Below are 17,259 nucleotides of genomic sequence, written 5' to 3' on the forward strand. Positions count from 1 at the left end.
CGCGCGCGCCGGATGCACGCGAGCACGGAGAAAACCATGAAAGACACGATTCGCCACCTGATCCAGCAAGCCCTTGTCAGCCTCACCGAAGACGGCACCCTGCCGGCCGGCCTGACGCCCGACATCCAGGTGGAGAACACCAAGGACCGAACCCACGGGGACTTCGCCAGCAACATCGCCATGATGCTGGCCAAGCCCGCCGGCATGAAGCCGCGCGACCTCGCCACCCAGCTGGTCGCAGCGCTGCCGCAGAGCCCGGAAGTGGCCAAGGTCGAGATCGCCGGCCCCGGCTTCCTGAACTTCTTCCAGGACCAGGCCTGGCTTGCCGCCAGCCTCGACAAGGCCCTGGCCGACGGCCACATCGGCGTGCGCAAGGCCGGTGCCGCGCAGCGCGTGGTGGTGGACCTGTCCTCGCCGAACCTGGCGAAGGAGATGCACGTCGGCCACCTGCGCTCGACCATCATCGGCGACGCCGTCAGCCGCGTGCTGGAATTCCTCGGCGACACCGTGATCCGCCAGAACCACGTGGGCGACTGGGGCACCCAGTTCGGCATGCTGCTGGCCTACCTGGAAGAACAACCGGTGGATGCCCAGGCCGAACTGCACGACCTGGAAGTCTTCTACCGCGCCGCCAAGAAGCGCTTCGACGAGTCCCCCGAGTTCGCCGACCGCGCCCGTGAGCTGGTGGTGAAGCTGCAGGCCGGCGATCCCAAGTGCCTGGCCCTGTGGACCCGCTTCAACGACATCTCCCTGTCGCACTGCCAGAAGGTCTATGACCTGCTGGGCGTGAAACTGACCATGGCCGACGTGAAGGGCGAAAGCGCCTACAACGACGACCTCGCCCAGGTGGTGGCCGACCTCACCGCCAAGGGCCTGCTGGTCGAGAGCGACGGCGCCCTGTGCGTGTTCCTCGACGAATTCAAGAACGCCGAAGGCGAGCCGCTGCCGGTGATCGTGCAGAAGGCCGGCGGCGGCTACCTCTACGCCACCACCGACCTTGCTGCCATGCGCTACCGGCACAAGGTGCTGCACGCCGACCGCGTGCTGTACTTCGTCGACCAGCGCCAGGCCCTGCACTTCCAGCAGGTCTTCGAAGTAGCCCGCCGCGCCGGTTTCGTCCCGGCCAGCATGGAGCTGGAGCACATGGGCTTCGGCACCATGAACGGCGCCGACGGCAAGCCGTTCAAGACCCGCGACGGCGGCACCGTGAAGCTGATCGACCTGCTGATCGAGGCCGAGGAGCGCGCCTACACCCTGGTGAAGGGCAAGAACCCCGACTTCAGCGAGCAGGACCTGCGCCAGATCGCCCACGCCGTCGGCATCGGCGCGGTGAAGTACGCCGATCTGTCCAAGCACCGCACCAGCGACTACAGCTTCAACTTCGACCTGATGCTGAGCTTCGAGGGCAACACCGCGCCGTACCTACTGTATGCGTACACCCGCGTGGCGAGCATCTTCCGCAAGCTGGGCAAGGGCTATGACGAAGTGGGCGGCAAGATCGTCCTTGAGCAGCCCCAGGAAATCGCCCTGGCCGCACAGCTGGCGCAGTTCGCCGACCTGCTCAACAACGTCGCCGTGAAGGGTGTCCCGCACATCCTCTGCGCCTACCTGTACGAACTGGCGGGCCTGTTCTCCAGCTTCTACGAACACTGCCCGATCCTCGCAGCCGAAGACCCGGCGCAACAGGAAAGCCGCCTGCGCCTCGCCGCGCTGACCGGCCGCACCCTCAAGCAGGGCCTGGAGCTGCTGGGCCTGGAAACCCTGGAGCGCATGTAAGTACCCATGGCGAAGAAGAAACCCGCTCCCAAGCGCGGCGCCAGCCGCTACCAGGCCCCGGCCAAGAAGAGTTCGGTCCCCGGCTGGGTCTGGCTGGTCGCCGGCCTGGCCATCGGCGGCTTCATCATGTTCCTGATGAAGCTGGAGCCGGGTCGCAACGACGTCAAACGCGAGAAGCCGGAGACGCCCAAGGCCGTGGTCGGCTCCAACAAGCCCTCCGGCACCGTGCAGTCGCAACAGGCCAACGCCCCGACCGGGGTGAAGCCCAAGTACGACTTCTACACCCTGCTGCCGGGTTCCGAAGTCGCCGTGCCGCCGGAAGCCGTGCCGCCGCCGGCCAAGCCTGCGCAACCGCAGCAGCCGCCGACCGTGGTCGCGACCAAGGAAGAAGCCGCGAAGATCGACACCCAGCGCGCGCTGACCGCCCTGAGCGGGCAGAACCCGCCGCCGCCCGCGGTGGTCAAGCCGGTTACCGCTCCGGCCACTCCGACGACCGCTGCCGCCGCCAACCAGGTGGCAACGGCGCAGAAGCAGGCGCTGCCGCAAACCCCGTCGACCCCGGCAACCGCCACCGCACCGGCCAAGCCCACGCCGCCGCCGGCCGTGGCCGCCACCCAGTACTACCTGCAGGCCGGCTCGTTCCGTAAGCAGTCCGACGCCGACCATCTGCGCGCGCAGATCATCATGATGGGCCAGAACGCCCGCGTGGAATCGGGCACCGTGCGCGACGAAACCTGGTACCGGGTAATGGTCGGCCCCTACGGCGACCGCACCAAGGCCTCGGCCGCGCAGAAACAGCTGGCCGGCAACGGCTTCAGCAATCTGCTGTTACAGCAACGCCAGACCCGCTGATAGCCTCGTCATTCGGGCCCTGCGCCGACAGGCGGTGTACGAAAAGCACGTACACCGTCCGGCGCAGGACTTGAACCCCGCCTTCGTAGTCCCCATCTGACTCTGCATTCGGGCACATCGCCCCGCAGTGTGGAGTAAGACCCTTGACCACCATCGTATCTGTCCGCCGTAACGGCAAAGTCGTCATGGGCGGCGACGGCCAGGTTTCCCTGGGCAACACCGTGATGAAAGGCAACGCGAAGAAAGTCCGTCGCCTGTACCACGGTGAAGTGCTGGCCGGCTTCGCCGGCGCCACCGCCGATGCCTTCACCCTCTTCGAACGCTTCGAGCAGCAGCTGGAAAAACACCAGGGCCACCTGGTGCGCGCCGCCGTCGAACTGGCCAAGGACTGGCGCACCGACCGTTCCCTGAGCCGCCTGGAAGCCATGCTCGCCGTGGCCAACAAGGACGCCTCCCTGATCATCACCGGCAACGGCGACGTGGTCGAACCCGAGCATGGCCTGATCGCCATGGGTTCGGGCGGCGGCTTCGCCCAGGCGGCGGCCCTGGCCCTGCTGCAGAAAGGCACCGATGACATGAGCGCCCGCGAGATCGCCGAGACCGCACTGAATATCGCCGGCTCCATCTGCGTGTTCACCAACCAGAACCTGACCATCGAGGAGCTCGACAGCGCCATCTGAGGCGTTGTCGTTCCGGAGTAACGCATCAAATGTCCATGACTCCCCGCGAGATCGTCCACGAGCTCAACCGTCACATCATCGGCCAGGAAGACGCCAAGCGCGCCGTGGCCATCGCCCTGCGCAACCGCTGGCGGCGCATGCAGCTGCCGGCCGAGCTGCGCGCCGAGGTGACGCCGAAGAACATCCTGATGATCGGTCCGACCGGCGTCGGCAAGACCGAGATCGCCCGCCGCCTGGCCAAGCTGGCCAATGCGCCCTTCCTCAAGGTGGAAGCGACCAAGTTCACCGAAGTCGGCTACGTCGGCCGTGACGTCGAGTCGATCATCCGCGACCTCGCTGACGCCGCCATCAAGATGCTCCGCGAGCAGGAAGTGCAGAAGGTGAAGTACCGCGCCGAAGATGCCGCCGAAGAGCGCATCCTCGACGCCCTGCTGCCGCCGGCACGCACCGGCGGGTTCGGCGACGAGCCGCCGCGCGAGGACTCCAACACCCGCCAGCTGTTCCGCAAGCGCCTGCGTGAAGGCCAGCTGGACGACAAGGAAATCGACATCGAGGTCGCCGACATCCCGGCGGGCGTGGAAATCATGGCCCCGCCCGGCATGGAAGAGATGACCAACCAGCTGCAGAACCTGTTCTCCAACATGGGCAAGGGCAAGCGCAAGACCCGCAAGCTGAAGGTCGCCGAGGCCATGAAGCTGATCCGCGACGAGGAAGCGCAGCGCCTGGTCAACGAAGAAGACCTCAAGGCCCGCGCCCTGGAAGCAGTGGAGCAGAACGGCATCGTCTTCATCGACGAGATCGACAAGATCGCCAAGCGCGGCAACGTGGGCGGCGCCGACGTCTCCCGCGAGGGCGTGCAGCGCGACCTGCTGCCGCTGATCGAGGGCTGCACGGTGAACACCAAGCTGGGCATGGTGAAGACCGACCACATCCTGTTCATCGCCTCGGGCGCGTTCCACCTGTCCAAGCCGAGCGACCTGGTGCCGGAACTGCAGGGCCGCCTGCCGATCCGCGTCGAGCTGAAGGCCCTGACCCCGAGCGACTTCGAGCGCATCCTCCAGGAGCCGCACGCCTCGCTGACCGAGCAGTACACCGCGCTGCTCAACACCGAGGGCCTGGGCATCGAGTTCGCCGCCGATGGCATCAAGCGCCTGGCGGAGATCGCCTACCAGGTCAACGAGAAGACCGAGAACATCGGTGCCCGTCGCCTGCACACCCTGCTCGAACGCCTGCTGGAAGAAGTGTCCTTCGACGCCGCCGACCTGGCCAGCGAGCACAGCGACAAGCCGATCGTGATCGACGCGGCCTACGTCAACGGCCACCTGGGCGAACTGGCCCAGGACGAAGACCTGTCCCGCTACATCCTGTAAGCGATCCCTATCGCTGCGACGGGGCGCCTCAGGGCGCCCCGCTCTTTTTCCGCCGGCGCTACAATGCCGGAATCCCCGTTCAGGAGCCGCCCATGCGCATCCCTTCCGCCATCAAGCTGCACAAGGCCTCGAAGAAACTTTCGCTGACCTACGGGGAGCAGTCCTACGACCTCTCCGCCGAGTTCCTGCGTGTGCATTCCCCTTCGGCGGAAGTGCAGGGCCACGGCAATCCGGTGCTGCAATACGGCAAGCTGAATGTCGGCCTGTCCGGGCTGGAACCGGCCGGACAGTACGCACTGAAACTGACCTTCGACGACGGCCACGACAGCGGGCTGTTCACCTGGGACTACCTGTACGAGCTGTGCATCCGCCAGGACGAAATGTGGGCGGATTACCTGGCGCAACTGGAGAAGGCCGGCAAGTCGCGGGATCCGTCGGAGTCCGTGGTCAAGCTGATGCTCTGACAACTATCCCTGTGGAAGCGCCCCTCGGGCGCAATCGCGGACAAAGTCCGCTCCTACAGATCGGCTCCCGCGCGACTCCCGTAGGAGCGGACTCCGTCCGCGATGCTCTTGCTCTTCGTCACCGTGACGCGCATCGCTTCGCTCCACGCCATCCTACGGCCCCGCCCAACCCTCTAGAACTAATTCGAAACTCACTTCCACTACGCCCCTCCGCACAAACCTTCGTCGGGCAATCGCCTTGGGGCACGCCATTTGCAACATTCGCCGTGCAGACTGGTTCTTGCGTGGTAACTGTGGACGAGTTCGGAAGATCCCCCCTCTCTAGAGCGCGTTTTCTAACTTTTCCCGACATACTCCTCGGAGAAGGCCCACGCTGCACCAGCTTGCGCGGTGAAGGAAACTCGGGTAACCAAGACAGTGCAATGCACCGCACTTGAGGTTCCTGACTTCCAGTGACGCCGCCAAGTGATGAACCGCGTGGAGTGTTCTCCACGTTCCGCCAACCCGAGCAGTACTTGGCCGCGTCACTCCAGATGAGCCTCGCCAGTATTCGTCTCAGGACAATGGAGCGTCGCCGATGACCCAGAAGAAAAACAACGATCTGCCTCAGCAAGCCGCGGAGAATACGCTCAACCTCAATCCGGTGATCGGCATTCGTGGCAAGGACCTGCTTACCTCTGCCCGCATGGTGCTGCTGCAAGCGATCAAGCAGCCCTTCCACAGTGCCAAGCACGTGACCCATTTCGGCCTCGAGCTGAAGAACGTGCTGCTGGGCAAATCCGAACTCAAGCCCGCCGACGACGACCGTCGCTTCAACGACCCGGCCTGGAGCCAGAACCCGCTCTACCGACGCTACCTGCAGACCTACCTGGCCTGGCGCAAGGAACTGCATTCGTGGATCGGCGACAGCGACCTGTCGGCGCAGGACATCAGCCGCGGCCAGTTCGTCATCAACCTGATGACCGAAGCCATGGCGCCGACCAACACGCTTTCCAACCCGGCGGCGGTCAAGCGTTTCTTCGAGACCGGCGGCAAAAGCCTGCTCGACGGCCTCACCCACCTGGCCAAGGACCTGGTGAACAACGGCGGTATGCCCAGCCAGGTGAACATGGAAGCCTTCGAGGTCGGCAAGAACCTGGCCCTGACCGAAGGCGCGGTGGTGTTCCGCAACGACGTGCTGGAGCTGATCCAGTACAAGCCGATCACCGAGAGCGTGCACGAGCGCCCGCTGCTGGTGGTGCCGCCGCAGATCAACAAGTTCTACGTCTTCGACCTGTCCCCGGAGAAGAGCCTGGCGCGCTTCTCCCTGCGCAACAGCGTGCAGACCTTCATCGTCAGCTGGCGCAACCCGACCAAGGCGCAGCGCGAATGGGGCCTGACCACCTACATCGAGGCGCTCAAGGAAGCCATCGACGTGGTCCTGGCCATCACCGGCAGCAAGGACCTGAACATGCTCGGCGCCTGCTCCGGCGGCATCACCACCGTGACGCTGCTGGGCCACTACGCCGCCCTGGGCGAGAACAAGGTGCACGCCTTCACCCAGATGGTCAGCGTGCTCGACTTCGAGATGAACACCCAGATCGCCCTGTTCGCCGACGAGAAGACCCTGGAGACCGCCAAGCGCCGCTCGTACCAGTCCGGCGTTCTGGAAGGCAAGGACATGGCCAAGGTGTTCGCCTGGATGCGTCCCAACGACCTGATCTGGAACTACTGGGTCAACAACTACCTGCTGGGCAACGAGCCTCCGGCGTTCGACATCCTGTTCTGGAACAACGACACCACGCGCCTGCCGGCCGCGCTGCACGGCGAGCTGGTGGAGATGTTCAAGACCAACCCGCTGACCCGCGCCGGCGCGCTGGAAGTGGCCGGCACGCCGATCGACCTCAAGCAGGTCACCTGCGATTTCTATTGCGTGGCCGGCCTGTCCGACCACATCACGCCCTGGGAAGCCTGCTACCGCTCCGCGCGGCTGCTGGGCGGGAAGTGTGAATTCATCCTGTCCAACAGCGGGCACATCCAGAGCATCCTCAACCCGCCGGGCAACCCCAAGGCACGCTTCATGACCGGACCGGAGCTTTCCGTCGATCCGAAGACCTGGCAGGAAAACGCCAGCAAGCACGCCGACTCCTGGTGGCTGCACTGGCAGAACTGGCTGGCCGAGCGTTCGGGCAAGACCCGCAAGGCACCCACCACGCTGGGCTGCAAGGCCCACCCGGCCGGCGAAGCCGCTCCCGGAACCTACGTACACGAACGATGAAGACAGAACCTGTCCCGCCCGTCGGCGCCGCCCTGGACGACGCCTCCCTGCAACCGGTAGCGGCCACCGAGGTGGTCGCCGCGCCCCGGCGCGCCAAGGTCCGGCGTAGCAGCCCGGAGGTGTTGCCGGACAAGGCACCGGCCGCCCAGCCCTTCGAGTTCCGCACCATCGAGCTCGACGGGCAGACCATCCGCACCGCCGTACGGCCGGGCAAGGAACACACGACACCGCTGCTGATCTTCAATGGCATCGGCGCCAACCTTGAGCTGGTGTTCCCCTTCGTCGCCGCGCTGGACCCGGATCTGGAGGTGATCGCCTTCGACGTCCCCGGCGTCGGCGGTTCCTCCACCCCCAGTACGCCGTACCGCTTCCCGGGCCTGGCCAAGCTGGCCGCTCGGATGCTCGACTACCTGGACTACGGCCAGGTGACGGCCATCGGCGTGTCCTGGGGTGGCGCGCTGGCGCAGCAGTTCGCCCATGACTATCCGGAGCGCTGCAAGAAACTGATCCTCGCCGCCACCGCCGCCGGCGCGGTGATGGTGCCGGGCAAGCCCAAGGTGCTCTGGCGCATGGCCAGTCCACGGCGCTACATCCAGCCGTCCTACGGCATACACATCGCCCCGGACATCTATGGCGGCGCCTTCCGCCGCGACCCCAAGCTGGCCCTGGCCTTCGCCAGCAAGGCGCGCTCGTCGGGCAAGATGGGCTATTACTGGCAACTGTTCGCCGGTCTCGGCTGGACCAGCATCCACTGGCTGCACAAGATCCGCCAGCCGACGCTGATCCTGGCCGGCGACGACGACCCGATCATCCCGCTGATCAACATGCGCATGCTCGCCTGGCGCATCCCCAACGCGGAGCTGCACGTGATCGACGACGGCCACCTGTTCCTGGTGACCCGCGCCGAAACCGTGGCGCCGATCATCATGAAGTTCCTCCAGGAGGAGCGGCAGCGCGCGGTCATCCACCCGCGACCGTTCACGCCCAAGGCCAGCTAGGTGTCACGGACTCGTCATGAACGGCGGGCACCCTGCCTTGACCAATCGTTGCGCAGTTACTAACAACAAACAGGCGTGTTCACGGGTATCGACACGTAGCGCCTGATTCGGGACAGCAGGTGCCGACCGCCCCAAAAGGGGGCCGGACTGCTGCTCGACTGCTGATCCACTGCCCTGTTTTCGGGCAGTCTTTCCTCCCGCGTCGATACCCGTGCATCCCTCGAACCGGCGGCAGCCGCCTGCGATGGGGTCTTCCCGGCTCCGGTACAGGCTTTGCTTCGCCATTGTCAGGTTGGCCCCTTACGGAGTGCTGTTCATGCGAGAGAAAGCCGAGCCGGGTAGCGTGCCCGTCCCCACCGAGTTCATGAATGCGCAGAGCGCCATCGTCGGCCTGCGCGGCAGGGACCTGCTCTCCACCCTGCGCATGCTCGCCGCGCAGGGGATCCGCCAGCCAGTACACTCGGCGCGGCACCTGGCGGCATTCGGCAAGCAGATGGGCCGGGTGCTGATCGGCGACTCGCCATTGCAGCCCAATCCGCAGGACGCGCGCTTCCAGGATCCGTCCTGGCGCCTGAATCCGATCTACCGCCGCACCGTGCAGGCCTACCTGGCCTGGCAGAAGCAACTGCTGGCCTGGGTCGACGAGAGCAACCTGGACAGCGACGACCGCGCCCGCGCACGCTTCCTGCTGTCGATCCTGTCCGACGCCGCCTCGCCGTCGAACACCCTGCTCAACCCGCTGGCGGTAAAGGAGCTGTTCAACACCGGTGGCCAGAGCCTGCTCAAGGGCGTGCAGCACCTGCTCGACGACCTGATGCACAACGGCGGCATGCCCAGCCAGGTCAACCGCAATGCCTTCGAGATCGGCCAGAACGTCGCCACCACGGCGGGGGCGGTGGTGTTCCGCAACGAGGTGCTGGAGCTGATCCAGTACAAGCCGATGGGCGAGCACCTGCATGCCAAGCCGCTGCTGGTCGTGCCGCCGCAGATCAACAAGTTCTACATCTTCGATCTGAGCGTGGAGAAGAGCTTCGTCCAGTACGCCCTGAAGAACAATCTGCAGGTCTTCATGGTCAGCTGGCGCAACCCCGATGCGCGCCATCGCGAATGGGGGCTGTCGACCTACGTCGACGCGCTGGACGCCGCCATCGAAGCCTGCCGCTCGATCAGCGGCAGCCGCAGCGTCAACCTGATGGGCGCCTGCTCCGGCGGCCTGACCATCGCCGCGCTGCAGGGCCACCTGCAGGCGCGCCGGCAACTGCGCAAGGTCGCCAGCGCCACCTACCTGGTGAGCCTGCTCGACAGCCAGGTGGAAACCCCCGCCGCGCTGTTCGCCGACGAGCAGACCCTGGAAAGCAGCAAGCGCCGCTCCTACCAGCAGGGCGTGCTGGACGGCCGCGACATGGCCAAGGTCTTCGCCTGGATGCGCCCCAACGACCTGATCTGGAACTACTGGGTCAACAACTACCTGTTGGGCAAGGAACCGCCGGCGTTCGACATCCTCTACTGGAACAACGACAACACCCGCCTGCCGGCCGCGCTGCACGGCGACTTCCTCGACTTCTTCAAGCACAACCCGCTGGCCCGCCCCGGGGCGATGGAGGTCAACGGCACCGCCATCGACCTGAAGAAGGTCGCGGTGGACAACTTCCACGTGGCCGGCATCACCGACCACATCACGCCCTGGGACGCGGTCTACCGCTCGGCCCTGCTGCTGGGCGGCGAGAGCCGCTTCATCCTCTCCAACAGCGGGCACATCCAGAGCATCCTCAACCCGCCGGGCAACCCCAAGGCCTGCTACTTCGACAACGGCAAGCTCAGCTCCGACCCGCGCGCCTGGTACTACGACACCCAGCGCCACGAAGGCAGCTGGTGGCCGCTGTGGCTGGAGTGGATCCAGCAGCGCTCCGGCGAACGCCGTCCGGTGAGTTTCGAACTGGGCAATGCCGAGTACCCGGCAAAGGAAGCCGCGCCGGGCACCTATGTGCACGTACGTTGAAGCCCCGTCCCACCGGTAGGAGCGAGCTTGCTCGCGAACCAGCCCCGCAGCGGGGCTCATCGCGAGCAAGCTCGCTCCTACGAAAAGCCCGAGGCCATGCGGAAGTTTGAAACCGTCCGATTGGCAGCCACCCACCCCTGAAGCTATCGTCGGCCACCACTGCGGCCAGAACCAGAACACGGATGAAAACGCGCGACCGAATCCTCGAGTGTGCTCTGCTGCTGTTCAACGAGCGGGGCGAACCCAATGTCTCCACCCTGGAGATCGCCACCGAGCTGGGCATCAGCCCCGGCAACCTCTACTACCACTTCCACGGCAAGGAGCCGCTGGTGCTGGCGCTGTTCGAACGCTTCCAGGAGGAGCTCGCGCCCCTGCTCGATCCGCCGGAAGACGTTCGCCTGGGCGCCGAGGACTACTGGCTGTTCCTGCACCTGATCGTCGAGCGGCTGGCGCACTACCGCTTCCTGTTCCAGGACCTCTCCAACCTCGCCGGACGCCTGACCAAGCTGGCGCGCGGCATGCGCAGCTGGCTCAACGGACTCAAGCGCACCCTGGCGACCCTGCTGGCCCAGCTCAAGGCCCGCGGCGAACTGGACAGCGATACCGAGTCCCTCGGCCAACTGGTCGAGCAGATCACCCTGACCCTGCTGTTCTCCCTCGACTACCAGCGCATCCTCGGCCACCCCGGCGACGTGCGCCATGTGGTCTACCAGGTGATGATGCTGGTCGCGCCGCACCTGCGCGACGACTCGCGGCAGATCGCCGAACGCCTGGCCGAGCGCTACCTCGGGCACTGAAATGAAAACGCCCGGCGCGAGGCCGGGCGTGGGTACGGCGACAGGCTGGTCAGGCCTGGGTCGGCGGCGTCACCGGAGCGGCAGCGGGCGTCACCGCCGGTGCAGCGGCAGCGGCGGGAGCTGCCGGAGCCGGAGTGGCGACCGGAGCGGCCGGCTTGGCAGCGGCAGGCTTGGGTGCAGCCGCTTTCTTCACCGCCGGCTTCTTCGCAGCAGCCGGTTTTGCAGCAGCCGGTTTCGCTGCGGCAGGTTTCGCCGCGGCGGGCTTGGCAGCAGCCTTGGCGGCCGGTTTTGCAGCAGGCTTGGCCGCCGGCTTCGCAGCCGGTTTGGCGGCAGCCTTGGCAGCAGGCTTCGCGGCAGCTTTCGCAGCCGGCTTGGCCGCCGGTTTCGCCGCGGCCTTGGCAGCGGGTTTGGCTGCCGCGGTCTTCGCAGCGGGTTTCGCAGCCGGTTTGGCGGCGGCTTTCGCTGCGGGCTTGGCGGCGGCCTTGGCAGCCGGCTTGGCGGCAGCTTTCGCGGCCGGTTTGGCGGCTGGCTTGACGCTGACGCCGGTGAGCTTCTCGATCTGCTTGGTCAGGCTCTCGACCTTGCTGTGCAGGTCCTTCACCTCACGGCTGCTCGGCACGCCCAGGCGGGAGATCGCACTGTTCAGGCGCTTGTCGAACGCCTCTTCCAGCTCGCCCCACTTGTCGATTGCCTTGCCCTTCACCGCTTCCACCTTGGACTTGGCGGAGCGCGCCGAAGACTTCACTGCGCCAACGGACTTGTCGACTTCGGTCTTGGCTTCCTTCTCAGCCTTCTCGCCGTCCTTGACCAGGGTCTCGAACAACTTGCTGCCGTCCTTGCTGACCTTCGAGTAGGCCCCCAAGCCGGCCAGCCAGATCTGCCGCGAGTATTTCTCGATCTCGCCGATCCAACTGGACTCTTTATCGGTAGTTTTTTTGCCAGCCATCCTGCTCTCCTTATTGAGTTCTCGCGACACGCTCGAGCACTTCGCTCAGCGAATCCAGCTTAGCAGAGAGCGCCGCCACATCGCGCCTGGAGGGAATTCCGAGACGATTGAGAGCGGAGGCGACACGGGCGTCGAACGCCTCTTCGATCTTGTCCAGGTTGAACTTGGCCTTCACGCTGTGCAGGCGGCCCTTGACGTTGTCGTTGGCGGCGTCGATCTGGGTGGTGACCAGCTCGCGGCCCTTCTTCTCCACGGACTCGCCGGACTTGACCAGCTCCTTGAAGTACTCGCTGCCTTCATGGCCGACCTTGGCGTAGGTGCCCAGGCCCGCGAGCCAGATCTGCCGCGCGTAGCGCTTGGCATCGGAGTAGAGGGAGGATTCGAGTTCTTCGACTTTCTTCTTGCTGACAGCCTTGGCCATGGTGGCACCTCACAGGGTTCGGATTCGATGATGTCGAATAGCTGCCCGCGAAAGGCGGGACTGTGGGCCAAGGTATCGGGGAAAATTAGAAAACACATACCAGCGTGCGCAATGCCGCCGGCGCCGTCGAAAAACGGCCAGGGCCCCGCGGGGAACGGGGCCGGCGGGAATCAGGCCAGGGCCTTGTCCAGCGCGCGCTCGATCTCGCCCTTGAGCAGGCCGCTCATGGCCGAGAGCATCAGGCCCAGCTTCACGTCCACCGCGATCCGGTCCTCGCCCACCTCGATGCGCCCGTCCACGCCGCTGCGCTTGATCACCAGGGTGTCGCCCTGCCACTCGCTGCTCACGCCGTGCTCGCGGTTGAGCTTGTCGGCAAGCTTTTCCGCCTTGGCACGGGCGGCCTCGCGGCCGAGGGAATGGGGACGTTCGACGTGGATACGGGACATGCTGGAGCTCCGGGACTGACTGACCCTGCGATCATACGCGCCGCGCCGTATCGCCGCACCCCGGCGGCGCCCTGACCGGGGCGGCGTTTTCTCTGCTTCCTGTTAGAATGCCCGCCACTGACTTCCAGGGTAGAAATGCCATGAGCGAACCGCGCAAGCCCCAAGCCGGCCAGGACAGCGCCGATCCCACCACGCACTTCGGCTACAAGACCGTGCGCGAGAGCGAGAAGGCCGAGAAGGTCGCCGAGGTGTTCCACTCGGTGGCGGCCAAGTACGACCTGATGAACGACCTGATGTCCGGCGGCGTCCACCGTCTGTGGAAGCGCTTCACCATCGAGCTGTCCGGCGTGCGCGCCGGCAACCGGGTGCTGGACATCGCCGGCGGCACCGGCGACCTGACCCGCCAGTTCTCCCGCCTGGTCGGCCCGACCGGCGAAGTGGTGCTGGCCGACATCAACGCCTCGATGCTCAAGGTCGGCCGCGACAAGCTGCTCGACAGCGGCGTCGCCGGCAACGTCAGCTTCGTCCAGGCCGACGCCGAGAAGCTGCCGTTCCCCGACAACTACTTCGACGCGGTGACCATCGCCTTCGGCCTGCGCAACGTCACCCACAAGGACGAAGCCATCCGCTCCATGCTGCGGGTGCTCAAGCCGGGCGGCCGCCTGCTGGTGCTGGAGTTCTCCAAGCCCACCAGCAGCCTGCTGTCCAAGGCCTACGACGCCTACTCCTTCACCCTCCTGCCGCTGATGGGCAAGCTGGTCACCAATGACTCGGAAAGCTATCGCTATCTCGCCGAGTCGATCCGCATGCACCCGGACCAGGAAACCCTGAAGTCGATGATGGTGGAGGCCGGCTTCGACCGCGTCACCTACCACAACATGACCGGCGGCATCGTCGCCCTGCACCGCGGCATCAAGCCCTGATGACCCTGCTCCTGCAGGCCGCCCTGGCCAGCGCCGAGGCCACCGTCAACCGCGTGCTGCGGCTCGACGGCGTGGCCCTGCGGCGTCTTGGCCGGCTCGCCGGCAAGGTGCTGGAAGTGGATTGCCAGGCGCCCGCGCTGCGGCTGTTCATCCTGCCCGACGCCGACGGCCTGCACCTGGCCGCGCACCACGAGGCGCAGGCCGACTGCACCCTCGTCGCGCCGGCCGGCAGCCTGCTGCAACTGGCCCTGGCCAGAGACAAGACCCGCGTCCTGCACAGCCCGGAAGTGACCATGGGCGGCGACAGCGCCATGCTCCTGGAGCTGGCCGACATCCTCCAGAGCCTGGAGCTGGACTGGGAATACGAAGTCGCCCGCTGGCTCGGTCCGGTGCCCGCCCACCTGCTCGGCGCGCGCCTGCGCGGCGGCATGGCCTGGGCCGGCGACAGCCTGGAAAGCCTGCGCCTGAGCCTGGCGGACTATCTGGCCGAGGAAAGCCGTACCCTGGTCGGCCAGCATGAAGCCGAAGCCCGCTTCGAAGAGCTCGACCAGTTGAAGATCGCCCTCGACCGCCTCGACGCGCGGATCACCCGCCTGACCCAGAAGACCAAGCCCGACGCATGAAGCTGCTCGCCTTCCGCCGCCTGCTGCGCATCCAGCGCGTAGCGATCCGCTACCGACTCGACGACATGGTCCTCGAACTGCCCTTCCTGCCCTGGTGGCTGCGTCTGGTCGGTGGGCTGCTGCCCTGGCGCTGGCTGCCGCGCAAGCCGCTGGACCTCAGCCGGGGCGCGCGCATCCGGCTGGCGCTGGAGGACCTCGGGCCGATCTTCATCAAGTTCGGCCAGATCCTCTCGACCCGCCGCGACCTGCTCCCCGACGACATCGCCCTGGAGCTGGCCTTCCTGCAGGACAAGGTGCCGCCCTTCCCGCCGGAACAGGCCGTGGCGCTCATCGAACAGCAGCTCGGCGCGAAGATCGAGCAGGTGTTCTCGCGCTTCGAGCGCGAGCCGCTGGCCTCCGCCTCGGTGGCGCAGGTGCACACCGCCCAGCTCAAGACCGGCGAAGAAGTGGTGGTGAAGGTCATCCGCCCGAACCTGGAACCGGTGATCCGTTCCGACATCGCCTGGCTGCACATCCTCGCCCGCACCGCCGAGCGCATCTCCGCCGACGCCCGCCGCCTGCACCCGGCCGAAGTGGTCAGCGACTACGAGAAGACCATCTACGACGAGCTCGACCTGCTGCGCGAAGCGGCTAACTCCTCGCAGCTGCGGCGCAACTTCGACGGCTCGCCGCTGCTCTACGTACCCCAGGTCTACTGGGACTGGTGCCGCCCCAAGGTGCTGGTGATGGAGCGCATCTACGGCATCCCGGTCACCGACCTGGAGACCCTGCGCGACCAGCGCACCGACTTCAAGGCGCTGGCCGAGCGCGGCGTGGAGATATTCTTCACCCAGGTGTTCCGCGACAGCTTCTTCCACGCCGACATGCACCCCGGCAACATCTTCGTCAGCACCCGCACGCCATGGAGCCCGCAGTACATCGCGGTGGACTGCGGCATCGTCGGCAGCCTCACCGACGAGGACCAGGACTACCTGGCGCGCAACCTGATCGCCTTCTTCAAGCGCGACTACCGCAAGGTCGCCCAGTTGCACATCGACTCGGGCTGGGTGCCGGCGGAAACCAGGGTCAACGATTTCGAAGCGGCGATCCGCACCGTGTGCGAGCCGATCTTCGAGAAGCCGCTGAAGGACATTTCCTTCGGCCAGGTGCTGCTGCGCCTGTTCCAGACCGCGCGGCGCTTCAACATGGAAGTGCAGCCGCAACTGGTGCTGCTGCAGAAGACCCTGCTGAACATCGAAGGCCTCGGCCGCCAGCTCTACCCGGAACTGGACCTGTGGACCACTGCGCAGCCCTTCCTGGAACGCTGGATGCGCGAGCGCGTCAGCCCCGGCACCCTGCTGCGCAACGCCCAGCAGCACATCGAGCAGCTGCCGCACCTGGCGCAGATGACCCGCGATACCCTGGAACGGCTGTCCCGCGAGCCGCAGAACGAAGCCCGCGAGGGCAATGGCCAAGCCGGCATGGCCAGCGCCTGGCCGGCGCGACTGATCGGCGCGGTGCTGGTCGCCGGGGCCGCCGAAACGGGCCTCGCTACCCACAGCCTCGCGGCCTGGCCGGCATGGGCGATGCTGGCCGGTGGTCTGTATCTGATCCTGCGCCGATAGCCAGTCGCCGCCCCGACTGGCACACTTGAACGTTGTAGACAGTGGCTCCGGGCACCGCGCGTGCCCGCCGTACGGAACCCGAGATGAAAGACTGGCTGGACGAAATCAACTGGAATGCCGATGGACTGGTGCCGGCGATCGCCCAGGACCATCGCACCGGCCGTGTGCTGATGATGGCCTGGATGAACCGCGAGGCCCTGGCCCTCACCGCCGCCGAAAACCGCGCCATCTACTGGTCGCGCTCGCGCGGCAAGCTCTGGCGCAAGGGCGAGGAGTCCGGGCACGTGCAGAAGCTGCACGAACTGCGCCTGGACTGCGACGCCGACGTGGTGATCCTGATGGTCGAACAACTGGGCGGCATCGCCTGCCACACCGGCCGCGAGAGTTGCTTCTACCGGGTGTTCGAGAACGGCGCCTGGCAGACCGTCGACCCGGTGCTGAAGGACCCGGACGCCATCTACTCCCACGCAGGTACAGGAAAACCCCATGAGCACTGATACCCTCGCCCGTCTGGCGGAAGTCCTCGAAGCGCGCAAGAATGCCGCACCGGACAGCTCCTACGTGGCCAGCCTGTACCACAAGGGCCTGAACAAGATTCTGGAGAAAGTCGGCGAGGAATCGGTGGAAACCATCCTGGCCGCCAAGGACGCCGCCACCAGCGGCGACTGCACGGACCTGATCTACGAAACGGCCGACCTCTGGTTCCACTCCCTGGTGATGCTCGCCGCGCTCGGCCAGCACCCGCAGGCGGTACTGGACGAGCTGGACCGCCGCTTCGGCCTTTCCGGGCACGACGAGAAAGCGGCACGCCAGCCGTCGGCCTGATACGAACAACTCGAGGAGAACAAGATGGGCATCTTTGACTGGAAACACTGGGTCGTCATCCTGATCGTCGTGGTCCTGGTCTTCGGCACCAAGCGCCTGAAGAACCTGGGCTCGGACGTCGGCGAAGCCATCAAGGGCTTCAAGAAGGCGATGAACACCGAGGAAGACGAGAAGAAGGACGCCCCCGCCGCGCCCGCCCAGCCGCTGAACCAGCCGCACACCATCGACGCCCAGGCGCAGAAGGTCGAAGAGCCGGCTCGCAAGGACTGATGGGATAA

The 17,259-nt window shown here is 66.1% G+C and carries 18 protein-coding genes; 15 read left to right on the top strand and 3 right to left on the bottom strand.

Going from position 1 to position 17,259, the window contains the following annotated elements; all coding sequences use genetic code 11:
• Positions 1 to 36 precede the first annotated feature (36 nt).
• The 9 genes from argS to J5M67_RS19845 all read left to right on the top strand — a co-directional run bounded on the left by argS (position 37) and on the right by J5M67_RS19845 (position 11,193).
• Complete coding sequence (gene argS / locus J5M67_RS19805; RefSeq protein WP_207887026.1) at positions 37 to 1,776, top strand: arginine--tRNA ligase; 1,740 nt, start codon at positions 37 to 39, stop codon at positions 1,774 to 1,776.
• A gap of 6 nt (positions 1,777 to 1,782) precedes the next feature.
• Positions 1,783 to 2,628 (top strand): SPOR domain-containing protein, encoded by an 846-nt coding sequence (locus J5M67_RS19810; RefSeq protein ID WP_207887027.1) that lies wholly within the window; start codon positions 1,783 to 1,785, stop codon positions 2,626 to 2,628.
• Positions 2,629 to 2,771: 143 nt separating this feature from the next.
• Positions 2,772 to 3,308: an ATP-dependent protease subunit HslV gene (gene hslV / locus J5M67_RS19815; protein WP_207887028.1), complete on the top strand. Its 537-nt coding sequence runs from the start codon at positions 2,772 to 2,774 to the stop codon at positions 3,306 to 3,308.
• Between the two features lie 29 nt (positions 3,309 to 3,337).
• Entirely contained in the window at positions 3,338 to 4,678 is a 1,341-nt protein-coding gene (gene hslU, locus J5M67_RS19820; protein WP_207887029.1) for an ATP-dependent protease ATPase subunit HslU, read from the top strand.
• A 92-nt stretch (positions 4,679 to 4,770) separates the two neighbouring features.
• Positions 4,771 to 5,142, top strand: a complete 372-nt coding sequence (locus J5M67_RS19825; protein ID WP_207887030.1) for a gamma-butyrobetaine hydroxylase-like domain-containing protein — start codon at positions 4,771 to 4,773, stop codon at positions 5,140 to 5,142.
• 577 nt (positions 5,143 to 5,719) lie between these two features.
• On the top strand, positions 5,720 to 7,399 hold the full coding sequence (phaC, locus tag J5M67_RS19830) for a class II poly(R)-hydroxyalkanoic acid synthase (RefSeq protein WP_207887031.1): 1,680 nt from the start codon (positions 5,720 to 5,722) through the stop codon (positions 7,397 to 7,399).
• A complete protein-coding gene (gene phaZ, locus J5M67_RS19835) occupies positions 7,396 to 8,397 on the top strand; it encodes a poly(3-hydroxyalkanoate) depolymerase (RefSeq protein ID WP_243434766.1) in 1,002 nt (333 codons plus the stop codon). Before phaC (J5M67_RS19830) ends, phaZ begins: the two co-directional genes overlap by 4 nt.
• A 316-nt stretch (positions 8,398 to 8,713) precedes the next feature.
• On the top strand, positions 8,714 to 10,396 hold the full coding sequence (gene phaC, locus J5M67_RS19840; protein ID WP_207887032.1) for a class II poly(R)-hydroxyalkanoic acid synthase: 1,683 nt from the start codon (positions 8,714 to 8,716) through the stop codon (positions 10,394 to 10,396).
• 182 nt (positions 10,397 to 10,578) lie between these two features.
• Positions 10,579 to 11,193 (top strand): TetR/AcrR family transcriptional regulator, encoded by a 615-nt coding sequence (locus J5M67_RS19845; RefSeq protein WP_207887033.1) that lies wholly within the window; start codon positions 10,579 to 10,581, stop codon positions 11,191 to 11,193.
• Between the two features lie 49 nt (positions 11,194 to 11,242).
• Here J5M67_RS19845 and J5M67_RS19850 read toward each other — a convergent pair whose 3' ends face one another.
• From J5M67_RS19850 to J5M67_RS19860, 3 genes are all read right to left on the bottom strand, one after another.
• A complete protein-coding gene (locus J5M67_RS19850) occupies positions 11,243 to 12,139 on the bottom strand; it encodes a phasin family protein (RefSeq protein ID WP_207887034.1) in 897 nt (298 codons plus the stop codon).
• A gap of 10 nt (positions 12,140 to 12,149) precedes the next feature.
• Positions 12,150 to 12,560 (bottom strand): phasin family protein, encoded by a 411-nt coding sequence (locus tag J5M67_RS19855; RefSeq protein ID WP_207887035.1) that lies wholly within the window; start codon positions 12,558 to 12,560, stop codon positions 12,150 to 12,152.
• A gap of 170 nt (positions 12,561 to 12,730) precedes the next feature.
• Positions 12,731 to 13,006 (bottom strand): polyhydroxyalkanoic acid system family protein, encoded by a 276-nt coding sequence (locus J5M67_RS19860; RefSeq protein ID WP_152219573.1) that lies wholly within the window; start codon positions 13,004 to 13,006, stop codon positions 12,731 to 12,733.
• 140 nt (positions 13,007 to 13,146) lie between these two features.
• Here J5M67_RS19860 and ubiE point away from each other — a divergent pair, with 140 nt between their 5' ends.
• From ubiE to J5M67_RS19890, 6 genes are all read left to right on the top strand, one after another.
• The gene (ubiE, locus tag J5M67_RS19865) at positions 13,147 to 13,929 is read left to right on the top strand and encodes a bifunctional demethylmenaquinone methyltransferase/2-methoxy-6-polyprenyl-1,4-benzoquinol methylase UbiE (protein WP_207887036.1); all 783 of its coding nucleotides are present in this window, start codon (positions 13,147 to 13,149) and stop codon (positions 13,927 to 13,929) included.
• The gene (locus J5M67_RS19870; RefSeq protein WP_207887100.1) at positions 13,926 to 14,552 is read left to right on the top strand and encodes an SCP2 domain-containing protein; all 627 of its coding nucleotides are present in this window, start codon (positions 13,926 to 13,928) and stop codon (positions 14,550 to 14,552) included. Before ubiE ends, J5M67_RS19870 begins: the two co-directional genes overlap by 4 nt.
• The gene (gene ubiB, locus J5M67_RS19875; RefSeq protein WP_207887037.1) at positions 14,549 to 16,156 is read left to right on the top strand and encodes a ubiquinone biosynthesis regulatory protein kinase UbiB; all 1,608 of its coding nucleotides are present in this window, start codon (positions 14,549 to 14,551) and stop codon (positions 16,154 to 16,156) included. Before J5M67_RS19870 ends, ubiB begins: the two co-directional genes overlap by 4 nt.
• Before the next feature lie 83 nt (positions 16,157 to 16,239).
• Entirely contained in the window at positions 16,240 to 16,653 is a 414-nt protein-coding gene (hisI, locus tag J5M67_RS19880; protein ID WP_207887038.1) for a phosphoribosyl-AMP cyclohydrolase, read from the top strand.
• Positions 16,643 to 16,981, top strand: a complete 339-nt coding sequence (locus tag J5M67_RS19885; protein WP_065086256.1) for a phosphoribosyl-ATP diphosphatase — start codon at positions 16,643 to 16,645, stop codon at positions 16,979 to 16,981. Before hisI ends, J5M67_RS19885 begins: the two co-directional genes overlap by 11 nt.
• A gap of 24 nt (positions 16,982 to 17,005) precedes the next feature.
• A complete protein-coding gene (locus J5M67_RS19890; RefSeq protein ID WP_207887039.1) occupies positions 17,006 to 17,251 on the top strand; it encodes a twin-arginine translocase TatA/TatE family subunit in 246 nt (81 codons plus the stop codon).
• Positions 17,252 to 17,259 lie beyond the last annotated feature (8 nt).

The sequence above is a fragment of the Pseudomonas sp. 30_B genome (assembly GCF_017491605.1).
In the GTDB taxonomy this organism is placed as follows: domain Bacteria; phylum Pseudomonadota; class Gammaproteobacteria; order Pseudomonadales; family Pseudomonadaceae; genus Pseudomonas.

Coding starts and splice junctions, on each gene's coding strand:
- ubiE (WP_207887036.1), top strand. CDS start 13,147: ATGAGCGAACCGCGCAAGCCCCAAGCCGGCCAGGACAGCGCCGATCCC.
- phaC (WP_207887032.1), top strand. CDS start 8,714: ATGCGAGAGAAAGCCGAGCCGGGTAGCGTGCCCGTCCCCACCGAGTTC.
- J5M67_RS19890 (WP_207887039.1), top strand. CDS start 17,006: ATGGGCATCTTTGACTGGAAACACTGGGTCGTCATCCTGATCGTCGTG.
- phaC (WP_207887031.1), top strand. CDS start 5,720: ATGACCCAGAAGAAAAACAACGATCTGCCTCAGCAAGCCGCGGAGAAT.
- argS (WP_207887026.1), top strand. CDS start 37: ATGAAAGACACGATTCGCCACCTGATCCAGCAAGCCCTTGTCAGCCTC.
- J5M67_RS19825 (WP_207887030.1), top strand. CDS start 4,771: ATGCGCATCCCTTCCGCCATCAAGCTGCACAAGGCCTCGAAGAAACTT.
- J5M67_RS19850 (WP_207887034.1), bottom strand. CDS start 12,139: ATGGCTGGCAAAAAAACTACCGATAAAGAGTCCAGTTGGATCGGCGAG.
- J5M67_RS19855 (WP_207887035.1), bottom strand. CDS start 12,560: ATGGCCAAGGCTGTCAGCAAGAAGAAAGTCGAAGAACTCGAATCCTCC.
- J5M67_RS19845 (WP_207887033.1), top strand. CDS start 10,579: ATGAAAACGCGCGACCGAATCCTCGAGTGTGCTCTGCTGCTGTTCAAC.
- J5M67_RS19860 (WP_152219573.1), bottom strand. CDS start 13,006: ATGTCCCGTATCCACGTCGAACGTCCCCATTCCCTCGGCCGCGAGGCC.
- hisI (WP_207887038.1), top strand. CDS start 16,240: ATGAAAGACTGGCTGGACGAAATCAACTGGAATGCCGATGGACTGGTG.
- J5M67_RS19810 (WP_207887027.1), top strand. CDS start 1,783: ATGGCGAAGAAGAAACCCGCTCCCAAGCGCGGCGCCAGCCGCTACCAG.
- J5M67_RS19885 (WP_065086256.1), top strand. CDS start 16,643: ATGAGCACTGATACCCTCGCCCGTCTGGCGGAAGTCCTCGAAGCGCGC.
- phaZ (WP_243434766.1), top strand. CDS start 7,396: ATGAAGACAGAACCTGTCCCGCCCGTCGGCGCCGCCCTGGACGACGCC.
- hslU (WP_207887029.1), top strand. CDS start 3,338: ATGTCCATGACTCCCCGCGAGATCGTCCACGAGCTCAACCGTCACATC.
- ubiB (WP_207887037.1), top strand. CDS start 14,549: ATGAAGCTGCTCGCCTTCCGCCGCCTGCTGCGCATCCAGCGCGTAGCG.